Genomic DNA, 14,171 nt, shown 5'->3' on the forward strand with positions numbered 1-14,171 from the left:
GACAAAGCCGGCGGACATCCGTCGGGACGAATTGATGGATGCCGCAGAGGCCCTGTTTCTGCGCAAGGGTTTTGCGGCGACGAGTGTCGGTGAAATCGTCGTGGAAGCCGGGGTCGCCAAGGGCACCTTCTACCTGTACTTCAAGACCAAGGACGATGTTCTGGACGCCCTCCGCACCCGATTCATCGAAGGGTTCTGCGAAAAGCTGGACACGGCCCTTGCGGTCGAGGATGGGGACTGGCCCGGCCGCATCGACATCTGGGTCAGGACCAGCGTGAACGCCTGGCTCGACGGCGTGGCGCGGCATGATCTGGTGTTTCATCAGCACGCGCCGGCCAATCGGGAGATGAAGGCCGACAATCTCGTGATCCTCCGGCTCGCCTCGCTGCTGGAACAGGGCGCGCAGGCGGGGGCCTGGACGATCGACCATCCGCGCCTGATCGCGGTCATGCTGTTCGACGCCCTGCATGGGGCGGTCGACGACAGTCTCGCCTCGAAAACCCCGGTCAACCGGGCAGATCTCATCGATCTGGTGACGTCGTTCTACCGCCGGGCACTTGCCCTCCCTCATGGCTGAGCGTCGGTGATCGGGGGCGGCGGGCGTGCCCGGATTGCAAGCCCGCCGGGACCACCCCTCAGGCCGCCGCCTCCGCCTCGGCCTGCCAGCGCGCCACCATCTCATCCGTCGTGGTGACGTCGCCGAACTGCAGCGCGAAATTCGTCAGCGCGCCGCAATGTTCTTCGGCCGTCAGGCTGGCATTGGCATCCGCCACCATGGTGGTGCGGTAGTTCAGCATCATCGCATCGCGCGCCGTGCTGTCGCAGCAGACATTGGTCATGGTGCCGGCCACCGCGACCGCGGTGATGCCGCGCGCCTTCAATACAGCATCCAGATCCGATGCGCCCTGGATGAAGGCGCTGTAACGGGTTTTGCCCACCACCAGATCTTCCGGCCGCACATCCAGTTCGGGCCAGAGCAAAGAGGGCCGCGCGGTTTCGGCCAGGGCGGCCGATCGGGCCTGCATGCGTTCCGGGCGCATCAGCACCCGGTGGAAATGCGGGATTTCGGCCAGGGCCTGATCGGTATAGAGCGTGCGGATCCACACCACCGTGCCGCCGGCCGCGCGCAGCGCCGCTGCCAGCCGGTTGACATTGGGCACGATCGCGCGGGCCGCCGGCACCTCTGCCGGCATGCCCGGTTCCATGAACCAGATCTGAAGGTCCACCACCACCAGCGCCGTCTCCCGCGCCGGCAGGCGGTGATGGACCAGCGGCGCCCCCTGGCGGGCCACAATCCGCTCCAATGCCCAATCTGGCATCAAATACTCGTGCATCTGATCAAACCTTGTGCAGTTTTGGTCCGGAAACGGGTTCCGGATCCGGGAGGCGGGGGTCTTAAAATCGTATACAGTAGACAGTAGGCGAGCAACGGCCATCTGGCCCGCGGTTTGCATTCCTCCGCTCCCAGGCTCATCACATGCCTCCGCAGGCGGAGGCCGGCTCAGGGGAATGAGGGACGGATGATCAACCGGATCGGGGATCGGCAGGGTGGTGCCGCTGCGGCGGTTCTGGGTGCGATGCTGGCCATGACGGTGGCGGCGCTGCCGGCTGCGGCTGAAGAGCTGACCGAAGTCAGCTTCATGGAGCCGATCCACTCGCTGTTCTACGCGCCGCTCTATGTGGCCGACGGCAAGGGCTTCTTCGCCCAAGAGGGCATCAAGGTCGATTTCGCGGTGTCGCAGGGCAGCGACAAGGCGACCGCGGCGCTGCTCTCGGGCTCGGCCGATGTGGTGCTGGTCGGTCCTGAAACGGCGGTCTATATCGCGGGCGGCCGCTCGCCGGTGAAGACCAGAATCTTCTCGGGCCTGACGGCCACCGACGGTTCGTTCCTGATGGGGCGCAAGGGGGCGCCGGGTGTGGGGGCCGACGGCGCTTTCGACTGGTCGACGCTCAAAGGGGCCACGATCATGTCCTGGCGCAAGGGCAGTGCGCCGGCGCTGTTCATGGAGGCGGCGCTGCGCAAGGCCGGGCTCGACCCCGAAACCGACGTCACGCTGATCACCAACACCGCCATTCCGGCGCGGGTCGGCGCCTTCATGGCCGGCACCGCCGATTACGGCACCTTCTTCGAACCCGACGTGTCGCGGATCGAGGCCGAGGGCAAGGCCACCGCACTGGCCAATGTCGGCGGCGCGGTCGGCCCGATCGACTACACCGTTTTCGTCGCCACCGAGCCTTTCATCGAAAACCATCCCGAGGTCATCCAGGGCTGGACCGATGCCATCGCCCGCGGCCTTGCCTGGACGGCGAGCGCCGACCCGGCCGAGGTGGCAGGCGTGCTCGCGCCCTACTTCCCGGGCGTCGACCAGGGGCTTCTGGCGGACAGCGTCGAGCGCCATCGCGCGGCCGGGATCTGGAAGACCTCGCCCCTGGTCGAGCCGGCGGCGATCGACGGCCTCCAGACCCTGCTGACCGAGGCCGGCATCCTGAAGCCCGAGGCGCGGGTCGCCTATGACGATGTCGTGATCACCCGTTTCGCCGAGGCCGCACCCAAGGCGGTCGCCGCGAAATGAGCCGGCCGGCACATCGTTCATCGAGGGGAGACAGGGCATGACCATCGGTTCCGTCCTGGATCGGGGCCCCGTGGCGGCAGAGGCGCCGCCGCGGATCTCGTTCCGCAATGTCGGCCTGCGCTATTTCAGCCCGCGCGGCGAGACCGAGGCGCTGCGGGGCATCGATCTCGACATCCGCCCGGGGGAATTCGTCGCCATCGTCGGCCAGTCGGGCTGCGGTAAGAGCACGCTGCTCTCTCTCCTTGCAGGGCTCGTGCCGCCGGGCAGCGGCACGGTTGCGATCGACGGCGTGCCGGTCACCGGCCCCGGCCGGCGGGTCGGCTTCATGCTCCAGCAGGACACGCTGTTCGAATGGCGCACGATCCTGGAAAACACCCTGCTCGGGCCCGAACTTCAGGGCGGCGACATGGCGGCCGCCCGCCGCCGGGCCGAGGCGCTGCTCATCCGCTATGGCCTCGGCGAGTTCATGCATCACAAGCCCGGCCAGCTGTCGGGCGGCATGCGCCAGCGCGCGGCGTTGGCCCGGACCATGTGTCTGGAGCCCGACATCCTGCTGCTCGACGAGCCGTTCTCGGCGCTCGATTTCCAGACCCGGCTGATGCTGGCCGACGAGATCGCCGACATCATCCGGCGCGAGGGCAAGACCGCGATCCTGGTCACCCACGACATCCCCGAGGCCATCTCGATGGCCGACCGGGTGGTGGTGTTGAGCCGGCGCCCGGGGCGGATCCGCGCCATCCACGACATCGCCTTCCCCAGCGCCGGCGGCATGCGCCCGCGGGCGATGGCGGTGCGCGAGACCCCGGAATTTCCCCATCTCTTCAACCTGGTCTGGGAGGAGCTTGAAGTTCATGCGGAGTGAGGCCATGCAGAGTGACGCCGTGAAGGGCAGCCCGGCCGCCGCACCGGCGGCCAGCCCCGAATACCGCGCCTGGGTGGCGGCACGGCGGCGGGAGCGGGTCGCCGTGCTGGGCTGGCGGGTGCTGCTGGTGGCGGCGGTGCTGGCGCTCTGGGAAGCGGCACCCCGCCTCGGCCTGGTCAACCCGATGCTGACCAGCCATCCGAGTGCGGTCTGGCAGGGTTTCCTGCTGCTGATCGACGAGGGCGATCTGGGCCTTCACATCGGCGTCACGGTGATGGAAACCATTGCCGCTTTCGCGCTGTCGATGATCATCGGCACCGCCGCCGCACTTGCGCTCTGGTCCTGGCCGATGGTGCAGAAGGTGCTGGATCCCTTCCTGGTGGTCGCCAACGCCCTGCCCAAGATCGCGCTGGTGCCGATCTTCTACATCTGGCTGGGCCCCACCCAGTCGATCTATGCGGTGGCCGTCGCGGTCGCGGTCTTCATCACCATCCTGATGATGTATACCGGCTTCGTGCAGACCGACCCCAACAAGATCAAGCTGGTCCGCACGCTGGGGGCCAGCCGCGCGCAGATCCTGCGCAAGGTGGTGCTGCCGGCCAATCTCGCCACCTTCATCGCCACGCTGAAGGCCAATGCCGGCCTGGCCCTGGTGGGCGTGATCGTGGGCGAGTTCCAGTCGGCCAAGGCCGGGCTCGGCTATCTGATCGTCTATGGCAGCCAGATCTTCCGCATGGACATGGTGATGGCCGCGATCGTCATCCTGGCCCTGCTGTCGCTGCTGATCTACCTGGCCATCCAGCTGGCCGAGACCCGGTTGACGCGGGGCGGCTGATGCGGCGCGGCTGATGCGCAGCGGGCCGGGGCATTGAGCGGACAGTGACGGGGGATTGGCGGGGCTGTGCTCCGGCGGGCCGGACAAGCCCCTCGTCTTGTCGTCAAAATCGTATACAGTATGGAAAAACCAGAAACAGACGGAGGCATCGATGCCGTTCTTCACGCAGGACTGGCTGATCGCGGGCGCGGTGATCGCCGTGGCGGCCTGCCTGCAAGGCACCGGCGGGATCGGTTTCGGCATGATCGCGGCGCCGGTGATGGCGATCCTGATGCCCGAACTGCTGCCGGGGCCGATGCTGCTGCTGGGGTTGCTGGTCGCCGTGCTCGCGGTCAGGCGGGAGAGGGCGGCGCTGGATCCGAAGGGGCTGGGCTTTGCGCTGGCCGGGCGGCTGCCCACCTCCATCGCCGCCGCCACGCTCATCGGCATCCTGCCGGTCCGGGAACTCTCGATCGTCTTTGCGCTGGTGATCCTGGGCGGGGTGGCGATCAGTGTCGCGGTGTCGCTGCGCGGCCGGCAGATCGTGCCCTCGCCGGCGAAGCTTTTCGCCGCCGGCCTGGTCTCGGGCTTCATGGGCACGATCACCTCGGTCGGCACGCCGCCGATCGCGCTGGTCTATCAGAACGCCGATGCGGCGGCGCTGCGCGCCACCATCGGTGCCTATCTGGTCGCCGGCACGCTGATCTCGATCGGGGCCCTTGCGGCCGTCGGCCGGTTCGGCCTGCATGATCTGGCGCTGGGTGCCTGGCTGGCCCTGCCGCTGGCGGTGGGGTTCTGGATCTCGGGCCCGCTGGCGGCCCGGCTGCCGCGCGATGCCATGCGCTGGCTGGTGCTGGCGCTGTCGGCGGCGGCGGCCGGGCTGCTGCTGGTGAAGCAGGTGATCTGAAGACCCTGTCCCTACCAGACCCCCGTATTGGGCATCGACGCCCAGGGCTCGGCCTTGGGCAGCGGCTCGCCCTTCTGCAACAGCTCCACCGAGATCAGATCGGGGGAGCGCACGAAGGCCATATAGCCGTCGCGGGGCGGGCGGTTGATGGTCACGCCCGCCTCCATCAGCCTATGGCAGGTGGCATAGATGTCGTCCACCGCGAAGGCCAGGTGGCCGAAATTGCGCGCGGTGCCATAATCTTCCGGATCCCAGTTCCAGGTCAGCTCGATCAGCGGCGCGGTCTGATCGGGGCCGGTCACGTCGTCCGGGGCGGCAAGGAAGACCAGGGTGAAGCGCCCCGCCTCGGACTCTTTCCGCCGCACCTCCTTCAGCCCCAGCTGGTCGCAGAAGAAGGTGAGGGCGGCGTCGAGGTCGCGGACGCGGATCATGCTGTGCAGATAGCGCACGGGAAACAGTCCTTCCGGCAGTCTTGAACGGGTGCAGGCGGGCGCCAGGGGGGCGCCCGCCTTCACCATAGACCTTCGGCCGCCCGGCGTCAGCCGGCCTTGCCGCGCAGCCGGTCCAGGCTCCAGATGCCCGGGCCGGCGGTGGCGATGAACAGGAAGACGAAGGCGTAAAGCGCCGCCAGCTCGCCCTTGTTCACGATCGGCAGCAGCCCGCCATTGGCATGGCCCACCCAATAGGCCGCCGCCGCCATGCCGCTGCACAGGAAGGCGGCCGGGGTGGCGAACAGGCCGATCATCACCAGCGCGCCGCCGATCAGCTCGATCGGCCCGGCGGTGTAGACGATCCAGGCGGGCGGGGTGAAGCCCGCCGGCGGCAGGCCGAACAGTTTCTGGGTGCCGTGCCACAGAAACAGGAAGCCGGTCACGATGCGCAGCAGCGCATAGGCCTGGGGCTGGAAGGGCCTGAGCAGTTTGTCCATCGGATGTCTCCGGGGAGGGAGGGGCGCGTGGTGCGGCAATCTGCCGCGTCGCCCGCATCCTGCGCCCGGCAGGGGTCCGCCGCAGTGGCCTTCGCCACAGCCCCGCTCATCCGCGTGTCAGGATCGCCCCGGTGATGATGTCGAACAGATGATCCGCCCGCGGCACCAGAGGCGGCTGATCGGCCAGCCAGGCCAGGGCGCTGATCAGGGCGAACAGGTCGTTGCCGTCCATATCGGCCCGGGCGGCGCCGGTTTCCTGGGCGCGGTGCAGCAGCTGCGTGCCGGCGGCGCGCAGCCCCGTGCAGGACCCGTGCAGCGCCGACTCTTCGTCGGCGATCGCCGCCACCATCAGGGCGATCGCGCCCCGGTATTCATGGGTCATCGCCACCGCCTCGCGCAGCCAGGCGACCAGGGCGGCGCCGCGATCTTCCCGGGCTTCAAGCTCTGCCGCCCGCCCGGCCAGCGCGTCGAAACCGTTGCGCAGCAGGGCGTCGAGCAGGGCCTCGCGGGTCGGGAAATGGCGATACAGCGTGCCGAGCCCCACACCCGCCCGGCGGGCGATGTCGCGCAGCGACGCCTCGGCGCCCTCGTCAGCGATCACCTGGCGCGCCACGGCCAGCAGCTGTTCGTAGTTTTTCTGTGCGTCCGCTCTCATCCGGCCTCTTGAAAAACGGAGCACCGATCCGGATATAACCGGTGCACTGCTCCGTATTTGATAGCACAGATGCCATGATGGAGAAAGCCATGTCGGGCGCGATGATGAAGGCGGTCAGGATCCACCGTTTCGGCGGCCCTGAGGTTCTGGTTTACGAAGAGGTGCCGCGCCCCCGGCCTGCCCCGGGCGAGGTGCTGGTGCGGGTGCATGCGGCGGGGCTGAACCCGCCCGACTGGTATCTGCGCGACGGCTATCGCAGCCTGCCGCCCGCATGGCGGCCCGATGGCGGCTTGCCGATCATCCCCGGCACGGATGTTTCGGGCGTGGTCGCGGGCCTCGGCGAAGGCGTCGGCGGTTTTGCCGCAGGCGATGCGGTCTATGCGCTGGTCCGCTTCCCCGAAGGCGTCTTCGGCGGCAGCAACGGTTATGCCGGCTATGTCAGCGTGCCGGCCGCGCAGCTGGCGCCGAAGCCGGCCGGCATCGATCATGTCCATGCCGCCGCCGCGCCGATGTCGCTGCTCACCGCCTGGCAATTCCTGGTCGATCCGGGCCACGACGTGCCGAACCCGCTTCAGCCGGCCCCCCACCGACCGGTACCGCTCGATGGCCGGACGGTGCTGATCAACGGCGCCGCCGGTGGCGTGGGGCATCTGGCGCTTCAGATCGCGAAGCTGAAAGGCGCCCGGGTGGTCGCGGCCGCCTCTGGCCGGCACCGGGCGCTGCTGCATGATCTGGGCGCCGACCGGGTCATCGACTATCGCGAGACCCCGCCGGAAGATGTCGTCCGCGATCTCGATCTGGTGGTCGATGCTGTGGGCGGTGCGGCGACCGGCCGTTTCCTGAAGACCCTGAAGCCCGGCGGCGCCCTGTTCCCGATCTTTCCGCTCGGTTTCACCGGCGCTGCCGATGCCGCGCGGCAGGGTGTCGTCGTCTCCACCACCCAGGTTCGTTCCAGCGGCGCGCAGCTGCGGCAGCTGGCGCCGCTGTTGAGCGACGGCCGTATCCGGGTGGTGATCGACAGCACATATCCGCTGGCCCGGGCCCGTGCGGCGCATGAGCGGGCCGAAGCCGGGCATATCCAGGGCAAGATCGTGCTCACCGTCGATTGACGGTCGGGCGCCGGCGGCTCAATCCAGCCCGGTCTTGCCCGGCGCCCAATAGGCCTTGGCCCGGATCCGTGCCGCCGGCACGCCGATCGCCTTCAGGGCCCGGCTTATCCGCTGGATCGATCCGGCCTTGCCGGTCAGGGCGAAGCGGGCGCCCCGGGCGGCAAGGCGGATCAGCTCGGCCTCGGCCGCCGCCAGATGTGCATCCCCCGCCTGCCGGCCGATCACCCGCGCACGGTCCAGCCCTATCCGCGCCAGCACCAGCCGTGCCTCGGCAACATCCGACACCTCGAACAGATGTGCGCTCTCGTCGCTCCGGGGCCCGAGCGAGGCCGCGAGGGCGAACGAGGTTTCGTCGCCGAACACCACGACCGGCCATCCGCTGCCGGGATCGGAGAGATCCAGCGACCGGCGCGGCCCGAAGACACGGTATTCCGCACCAACCGTCAGCCCGGCGGCCCAGCGGCTGCCGGGTGTCGCATCCGGCCCTGCGTCCCGGTCGTGCAAGTAGGCCAGCAGCTGCGTCCGCCCGGCGGCGGCATCCCAGAAAATCGGCGTGTAGGTCCGGGCGGTCATGCCGGTTCCCATCGCCACCTGCAGCTTCTGGCCGATGGTCCAGGCGACATCCTTGAGCGCCGCCCCCTCCAGCGTGATCAGCCGGAAATGCGGCGACAGCGTCTCCACCGCCGCGACCCGTGCCGGGCGCATGAACCAGCTCTGCAAGGTGCGGGCGATCCGGCCGGGCTGCGGTGCGGCATCAGTGCGCGGTTCGAAGGTCGAGGTCATGGCAGCGCTCCTGTGGTCGGGCGTCGAATCTTGGCGTCAGGGGCAAGATAGGTAGCCCCGGCGCTGACCACATTCGTTCAACCAGACAAAATATTACGATATCCGGTCAATCCGCGCCGCTGCCATCCTGCCGCCGCCGCTCGGCCAGATAGCGCGCCGGCGGCTTGCCCAGGGCCTTGCGGAACATGGTCACGAAGGCGCCGGCGCTTTCATAGCCGAGATCCAGTGCCACGCTCTGCACGGCGGCGCCCTGATCCAGCCGTTGCAGGGCGATCAGGATATGCAGCTGCTGGCGCCAGCGGCCGAAGCTGAGCCCGGTTTCGCGCGTCAGGGCCCGGGTCAGCGTGCGCGGGGCGGCGGCCATGCGCTTGCCCCAGGTCTCGATCGTCGCACGATCCGACGGATCGGCCATCAGCGCGGCGGCGATCCGGCGCAGCCGCGGATCCTTCGGCATCGGAAAGTTCAGCTGCTCCACCGGTGCCCGTGCCAGCTGGTCCAGCAGCACCGCGGCAATCCGGCCGTCGGGCCCGTCTTCGTCGTAAAGCACCGGCATGCGGGCGGCATGCAGCAGCAGCTGTTCCAGCAGTGGCGAGACCGCCACCGTGCAGCAGCCGGCGGGCAGGGCGGGGGCGGCATCGGGCGCGACGAACAGGCAGTAGACCTCCACCGCGCCCGCGATGGTTGCGGTATGCGGAACGCCGCCGGGGATCCACACCGCGCAGTGCGGCGGCACGATCCATACCCCGTCATCGGCCTCGCACCGCACGATGCCTTTCAGGGTGAAGATCAGCTGGGCCTTGCGATGAAAATGGACGCCCATTTCCGTCAGCCCCATGCCGGCCGCCAGATCGGCGCCGATGGCGGTGATGGCACGCGGCACCTCTTCGGGGGAAAATCCGGCCTTTTCCATCGGGTCGGGCGCATGATCGAAACGGTAGAAGGGCATCGCCGCCTCCGCTCAACCGGGCCGGTGGCCGCGGATCACGTCCAGCTCGGCCCGTGTCGTCACGATCCGGACCGCGATGGCGCCGCCGCGGCCGCGGATGTCCAGCACCCGATGCCCGATCCGCCCCAGATCGGCCGGCCCCGGGCCGCGCCCGCCGGCCACCACGCCGGCCACCGTCGCCTCCGACAGGATCACCGTGCAGCGTTCGGCCTTGGTCGCCTCTTCCAGCCGTGCCGCGACATTGCCGGTATCGCCCAGGAACTGGATCGGCCTGGGGGCGATCATGCCGGTGGTGCCCACCACCGATTGCCCCAGATGCACGCCGATACCGATCCGCAGCGGCTCGTCCAGTTCGTGGCGGAGTTCGGCCGACAGGGCATCCACCCCGTCCCAGATCGCCGCCGCCGCGGCCAGTGCCGCCCGGCAGGTGGCGGGCACGTCGTCGACCGGTCCGGTGCCGCCGAACACGCTCATCACCCCGTCGCCGGCGATGCCGGTGACCCGGCCGCCGGCGGCGGTGACCGCTTCGGTCACCACATCGACATAGCGTTCGATCAGATAGAGCGCGTCATAGGCCGTGCGTTCGGCGGCAAGCCGGGTGGAGGCGCGCAGATCGGTGAACAGCGCCACCACCATCGCCTCGCGGGCATGGCCGACCAGCCCGGCGGCGCCGGTGCGATCCTCGACCATCGTGCCGGTGAAGCGGGCGCCGGGGGGGATCAGCGGCTGCACGGTCAGATCGGTGAGCGGCCGGAGCTGGCAGGCAAGGCGCACATCCGCGGGGGCCCGGATCCGGCGCAGCATCCCGGCCTCCACCGCCTGGGGCGGCGGCTGCCTGTCCCCGCCGTCCAGCACCCGCACCCGGCAGGTGGAGCAGCGCCCCTGGCCGCCGCAGATCGAGGCATGGGGGATGCGGGCGCTGAGGCTCGCTTCCAGCACGCTCCAGCCCCGCGGCACCGTGACGGTGGTGTCGCCGCCATCGGCGGCCGCCGGGCCGGCATAGCGGATCCGGACCGCCCGGAAACGCCGGGCATGGCCGTCGCGCAGCAGCCGCCCGGTCAGCACCGTCGCCACCAGCAGCACCCAGGCGCCGGTCAGGCATTCGACCCAGGGGCCAAGGCCCGCGCGGGCTGCGGCCGCCACCTCGGGGGCGATCGCGGTCATGCGGGCCAGCTCCGGATCGCCGGCGGCCGCCCGCGCCTGGATATCCGCCCCGGCGATGGCGATGCCGATCACCGCCAGCACCGGCACCAGGCAGGCGGCGACCAGCAGCAGATGCGACCGGGCCATGAACCAGGTCTTGAACCGCAACCAGCGGTAGAGGCCGATGCAGCCATGCACCCAGACCACGACCAATAGCAGCAGTTGCAGGAACAGGTTGATGCCCGCCTCGGGCAGCCAGTAGCCGGCGAGCAGCCGCCAGTAGCTGTCGTCCAGCCCGTAGAGCATCTCGCCCAGCCGCACGCTCACCGCATGGCGGATCACGATCAGCGGGATCAGCAGCCCCAGCCCCAGCTGCCAGGCCTCCACGGCCGACATGCGCAGATGCCGCCGCCGCCACAGGGCGTGCAGCCCCAGCGCCGCATGGATGGTGAAGGCACCATAGAGCGCGGTATGGCCGATCCAGCCCTTCCACGGCGCCAGCAGCACCCGGCTGGTTGCCTCCATGGCCGGTGCGGTCAGGATGCCCGAGGCGTGGGTGAGAAAGTGACAGCTTGCATAGAGGAAGAGGATGAGGCCCGATATGATGCGCAGCCGGGCCAGAACCGGCGCGGGCGGCCGGGCTGCGCCGGTTCGGGCTGAGCCGGTTCGGGCTGAGCCGGTCTCCGCCGCATCCGCGCCGCCAGGCGACCGCCGGCCCTGCGCCGGACGCCGGGCGCCGAACGACCACCGGAAAGATATGCGACCCAGCATGGTCAGACGCACCGACCCTCGTTCCGCCAGGGACAGCCTGGCACGTATTCCTCTGTTCGGGGCGCTGTCGCCCGACGAGATCGCCGCCCTCGATGCCGCCTGCAGCTGGCGGCGGGTAGAGGCCGGCGCGGCGATCATAGATCATCAGGACGACGGGACCGATGTTTTCTTCGTGGTCCGTGGCCATGTGCGGGTGATGATCCGCCAGCCCGGCGGGCAGAGCGTCATTCTGCGCGATATTGGCGACGGCGAATTCTTCGGCGAACTCGCGGCGATCGACGGCCAGCCGCGTTCCGCCGGCATCCAGGCGGTCACGGCCGCCACCGTCGCGCGCATGCCCGCCGCCATCTTCCGCCGCGCGATCCACGACCACCCCTCGGTCTCGGATCAGGTTCTGGGCCTTCTGGCGGGCCAGGTGCGGATGCTGGCGACCCGGGTCACCGAATTCTCCACCCTCAATGTCCGCCACCGGCTCTATGCCGAACTGCTCCGCCTCTCCCGCCCCGACCCGCGCGACCCCGCCCATGCGATCATCTCGCCCCCGCCGATCCAGGCCGACCTCGCCGCGCGGATCAGCTCGCACCGCGAAGCCGTGTCCCGCGAACTGGCGGCCCTCACCCGCGCCGGCCTGCTCGACCGCCGCCGCGGCGCCCTGGTCCTGCTCGACCCGGCCCGCCTGCGCCAGCTGGTGGAAGAGGCTTATGCGGGGGGGTGAGGGGGATAGCCGCAACACCAAAGCGGAGACGCGCGCCGGTCTCGACGCCGCCATGCGTCCCGAAGGTCGCCTGCGGCTCGGCACGGTTTTGCAGGACATCGGGCAAAGGCACGGCATCACCCGTGACGACATCGACGCCATCGAAGGGGCGCGGGATAAGCGGCCTGCCGAACCCATGGCGTTCGATTGACGCGTGATCCTGCCGGGTGCCGGTGCCGTCTTCGAAAGGTGACCTGCGACCCGGAGACCCGGCCGCACGGTCCCATGCCGATCTCACCGTCAAGGCACGTGCAGCCGGAAAGGGTTTCCTTACCCCCGACGGCTATATCGCCGCGATCGCCGCTGCACGCGGATTCGCCGTCGCATCGTGCGATACGGCTGCATTCGATGCCGCAGGCTTGACGGTGATAGATCCCTGGCGCTGAGGCAGCGCGACGTCTCGCGCGGGAAGGGAACTGGTGGAAGAGGCTTATGCGGGGGGTGAGGGGGCAGTCATCCCTATGGAATAAGCATGTGGTCAAATGATATTGTCAAATAAGTCACGCCATTCTGGATTCTGCTCTTCGATCAGTCGAATTTTCCACGAGCGTTTCCAGTCTTTAAGCCGTTTCTCCCGCTGAATCGCATCATCGATCCTGTCATGAAATTCAACATAGACCAGCCGCCGGACATCGTACCGTCCTACAAAGCTATCCCCCGTTGATTCTCGATGTTCGAATATTCGGCGAGCAAGGTCTGTAGTCACGCCCACATAGAGCGTGCCATGATAACCGTTGGCAAGAATGTAGACACAGGGTTGACGTGAGGTCATTCGTATCTCTGTTGCTTGGGCCTGTGTATTATTGTTTAACCTTCAAGAGGCCATCGTCACTCTGCGAAAATTCCTTGGGATGCGCAGGACCACCGGTCAGGTGATGCCTGTGTCCGGCTCCGCCCTGGCCATCTTGCGCACAAACATCTCCACCGTCATCCCGGCGCAGGCCGGGATCCAGGTTTGCCGCCGCGTGACGGCTGCCGGACTTACGCGTGCCGGCCCTGATGACCGCATCCAGTCCGATGCCCGACAGTTCGGTCTCTCCGGATATCCGGCATTCATTTTCGTGGCAGCCAACCTGGATCCCGGCCTTCGCCGGGATGACGGTGGTCTCTTCCGGGCGTGCGCCGGAACTGCCGGAGTCAGACATCGAGGGTGCCGCGGACAACCCCTTGCCGGCCGGTCAGGTAACGCCTGTGTCCGGCTCCGCCCTGGCCATCTTGCGCACAAACACCTCCACCGTCATCCCGGCGCAGGCCGGGATCCAGGTTTGCCGCCGCGTGACGGCTGCCGGACTTACGCGTGCCGGCCCTGATGACCGCATCCAGTCCGATGCCCGACAGTTCGGTCTCTCCGGATATCCGGCATTCATTTTCGTGGCAGCCAACCTGGATCCCGGCCTTCGCCGGGATGACGGTGGTCTCTTCCGGGCGTGCGCTGGAACTGCCGGGATCAGACATCGAGGGTGCCGCGGACAACCCCTCGCTGGCCGGTCAGGTAACGCCTGTGTCCGGCTCCGCCCCGGCCATCTTGCGCACAAACACCTCCACCGTCATCCCGGCGCAGGCCGGGATCCAGGTTTGCCGCCGCGTGACGGCTGCCGGACTTACGCGTGCCGGCCCTGATGACCGCATCCAGTCCGATGCCCGACAGTTCGGTCTCTCCGGATATCCGGCATTCATTTTCGTGGCAGCCAACCTGGATCCCGGCCTTCGCCGGGATGACGGTGGTCTCTTCCGGGCGTGCGCCGGAACTGCCGGAGTCAGACATCGAGGGTGCCGCGGACAACCCCTCGCTGGCCGGTCAGGTAACGCCTGTGTCCGGCTCCGCCCCGGCCATCTTGCGCACAAACATCTCCACCGTCAGCCAGGCCCTGCACCAGGTCCCGCAGCGAGCGTGTCGTCAGGCTCTGCCATATCGCCCCCTCTGTT

18 protein-coding genes and 1 pseudogene are annotated in these 14,171 nt (G+C 68.7%); 9 read left to right on the forward strand and 10 right to left on the reverse strand.

Annotation, left to right across the window (positions count from 1 at the left end; all coding sequences use genetic code 11):
* Positions 1-34 precede the first annotated feature (34 nt).
* Positions 35-577: a TetR/AcrR family transcriptional regulator gene (locus P7L68_RS01515; protein ID WP_371999228.1), complete on the forward strand. Its 543-nt coding sequence runs from the start codon at positions 35-37 to the stop codon at positions 575-577.
* Positions 578-635: 58 nt separating this feature from the next.
* Here the strand turns inward: P7L68_RS01515 and P7L68_RS01520 are convergent, their stop codons facing one another.
* Entirely contained in the window at positions 636-1,292 is a 657-nt protein-coding gene (locus P7L68_RS01520; protein ID WP_371999229.1) for an isochorismatase family protein, read from the reverse strand.
* Positions 1,293-1,520: 228 nt separating this feature from the next.
* Here P7L68_RS01520 and P7L68_RS01525 point away from each other — a divergent pair, with 228 nt between their 5' ends.
* From P7L68_RS01525 to P7L68_RS01540, 4 genes are all read left to right on the forward strand, one after another.
* Positions 1,521-2,573 carry an ABC transporter substrate-binding protein gene (locus tag P7L68_RS01525; RefSeq protein WP_371999230.1) on the forward strand — a complete coding sequence of 351 codons (1,053 nt, stop codon included), beginning with the start codon at positions 1,521-1,523 and terminating at the stop codon, positions 2,571-2,573.
* A gap of 37 nt (positions 2,574-2,610) precedes the next feature.
* Entirely contained in the window at positions 2,611-3,435 is an 825-nt protein-coding gene (locus P7L68_RS01530) for an ABC transporter ATP-binding protein (RefSeq protein ID WP_371999231.1), read from the forward strand.
* A gap of 4 nt (positions 3,436-3,439) precedes the next feature.
* Positions 3,440-4,270 (forward strand): ABC transporter permease, encoded by an 831-nt coding sequence (locus tag P7L68_RS01535; protein ID WP_371999232.1) that lies wholly within the window; start codon positions 3,440-3,442, stop codon positions 4,268-4,270.
* A gap of 151 nt (positions 4,271-4,421) precedes the next feature.
* Positions 4,422-5,156: a sulfite exporter TauE/SafE family protein gene (locus P7L68_RS01540; protein WP_371999233.1), complete on the forward strand. Its 735-nt coding sequence runs from the start codon at positions 4,422-4,424 to the stop codon at positions 5,154-5,156.
* A gap of 11 nt (positions 5,157-5,167) precedes the next feature.
* On the opposite strand, the gene P7L68_RS01545 is transcribed toward P7L68_RS01540, so the two are convergent.
* From P7L68_RS01545 to P7L68_RS01555, 3 genes are all read right to left on the reverse strand, one after another.
* On the reverse strand, positions 5,168-5,605 hold the full coding sequence (locus P7L68_RS01545; RefSeq protein WP_371998677.1) for a VOC family protein: 438 nt from the start codon (positions 5,603-5,605) through the stop codon (positions 5,168-5,170).
* A gap of 89 nt (positions 5,606-5,694) precedes the next feature.
* On the reverse strand, positions 5,695-6,084 hold the full coding sequence (locus P7L68_RS01550) for a DoxX family protein (RefSeq protein WP_371998678.1): 390 nt from the start codon (positions 6,082-6,084) through the stop codon (positions 5,695-5,697).
* Between the two features lie 106 nt (positions 6,085-6,190).
* A complete protein-coding gene (locus P7L68_RS01555) occupies positions 6,191-6,739 on the reverse strand; it encodes a TetR/AcrR family transcriptional regulator (protein WP_371998679.1) in 549 nt (182 codons plus the stop codon).
* 89 nt (positions 6,740-6,828) lie between these two features.
* Between P7L68_RS01555 and P7L68_RS01560 the strand changes: the two genes are divergently transcribed.
* Positions 6,829-7,848 carry an NADP-dependent oxidoreductase gene (locus tag P7L68_RS01560; protein ID WP_371998680.1) on the forward strand — a complete coding sequence of 340 codons (1,020 nt, stop codon included), beginning with the start codon at positions 6,829-6,831 and terminating at the stop codon, positions 7,846-7,848.
* An 18-nt stretch (positions 7,849-7,866) separates the two neighbouring features.
* Here P7L68_RS01560 and P7L68_RS01565 read toward each other — a convergent pair whose 3' ends face one another.
* The 3 genes from P7L68_RS01565 to P7L68_RS01575 all read right to left on the reverse strand — a co-directional run bounded on the left by P7L68_RS01565 (position 7,867) and on the right by P7L68_RS01575 (position 11,245).
* Positions 7,867-8,631: a siderophore-interacting protein gene (locus P7L68_RS01565; RefSeq protein ID WP_371998681.1), complete on the reverse strand. Its 765-nt coding sequence runs from the start codon at positions 8,629-8,631 to the stop codon at positions 7,867-7,869.
* 106 nt (positions 8,632-8,737) lie between these two features.
* Positions 8,738-9,577, reverse strand: a complete 840-nt coding sequence (locus P7L68_RS01570; protein WP_371998682.1) for a helix-turn-helix transcriptional regulator — start codon at positions 9,575-9,577, stop codon at positions 8,738-8,740.
* A gap of 12 nt (positions 9,578-9,589) precedes the next feature.
* Complete coding sequence (locus P7L68_RS01575; protein WP_371998683.1) at positions 9,590-11,245, reverse strand: adenylate/guanylate cyclase domain-containing protein; 1,656 nt, start codon at positions 11,243-11,245, stop codon at positions 9,590-9,592.
* A gap of 244 nt (positions 11,246-11,489) precedes the next feature.
* Here P7L68_RS01575 and P7L68_RS01580 point away from each other — a divergent pair, with 244 nt between their 5' ends.
* The 3 genes and pseudogenes from P7L68_RS01580 to P7L68_RS01590 all read left to right on the forward strand — a co-directional run.
* A complete protein-coding gene (locus P7L68_RS01580; protein WP_371998684.1) occupies positions 11,490-12,206 on the forward strand; it encodes a Crp/Fnr family transcriptional regulator in 717 nt (238 codons plus the stop codon).
* The gene (locus P7L68_RS01585; protein WP_371998685.1) at positions 12,193-12,396 is read left to right on the forward strand and encodes a plasmid stabilization protein; all 204 of its coding nucleotides are present in this window, start codon (positions 12,193-12,195) and stop codon (positions 12,394-12,396) included. The genes P7L68_RS01580 and P7L68_RS01585 overlap by 14 nt, the downstream gene beginning before the upstream one ends.
* A 61-nt stretch (positions 12,397-12,457) precedes the next feature.
* A pseudogene (locus P7L68_RS01590) lies at positions 12,458-12,631 on the forward strand (VapC toxin family PIN domain ribonuclease); the annotation flags it as partial.
* A 92-nt stretch (positions 12,632-12,723) separates the two neighbouring features.
* Here the strand turns inward: P7L68_RS01590 and P7L68_RS01595 are convergent.
* Genes P7L68_RS01595 through P7L68_RS01605 form a run of 3 tightly spaced genes read right to left on the reverse strand, consistent with a single transcriptional unit; the run spans position 12,724 to position 13,700 of the window.
* Positions 12,724-13,017 (reverse strand): GIY-YIG nuclease family protein, encoded by a 294-nt coding sequence (locus P7L68_RS01595; protein WP_082828848.1) that lies wholly within the window; start codon positions 13,015-13,017, stop codon positions 12,724-12,726.
* Positions 13,018-13,045: 28 nt separating this feature from the next.
* On the reverse strand, positions 13,046-13,390 hold the full coding sequence (locus tag P7L68_RS01600; RefSeq protein WP_371998686.1) for a hypothetical protein: 345 nt from the start codon (positions 13,388-13,390) through the stop codon (positions 13,046-13,048).
* Complete coding sequence (locus tag P7L68_RS01605; protein WP_371998687.1) at positions 13,383-13,700, reverse strand: hypothetical protein; 318 nt, start codon at positions 13,698-13,700, stop codon at positions 13,383-13,385. Before P7L68_RS01605 ends, P7L68_RS01600 begins: the two co-directional genes overlap by 8 nt.
* Between the last annotated feature and the right edge of the window lie 471 nt (positions 13,701-14,171).

Source organism: Tistrella mobilis (assembly GCF_041468085.1).
GTDB classification, from domain to species: domain Bacteria; phylum Pseudomonadota; class Alphaproteobacteria; order Tistrellales; family Tistrellaceae; genus Tistrella; species Tistrella mobilis_A.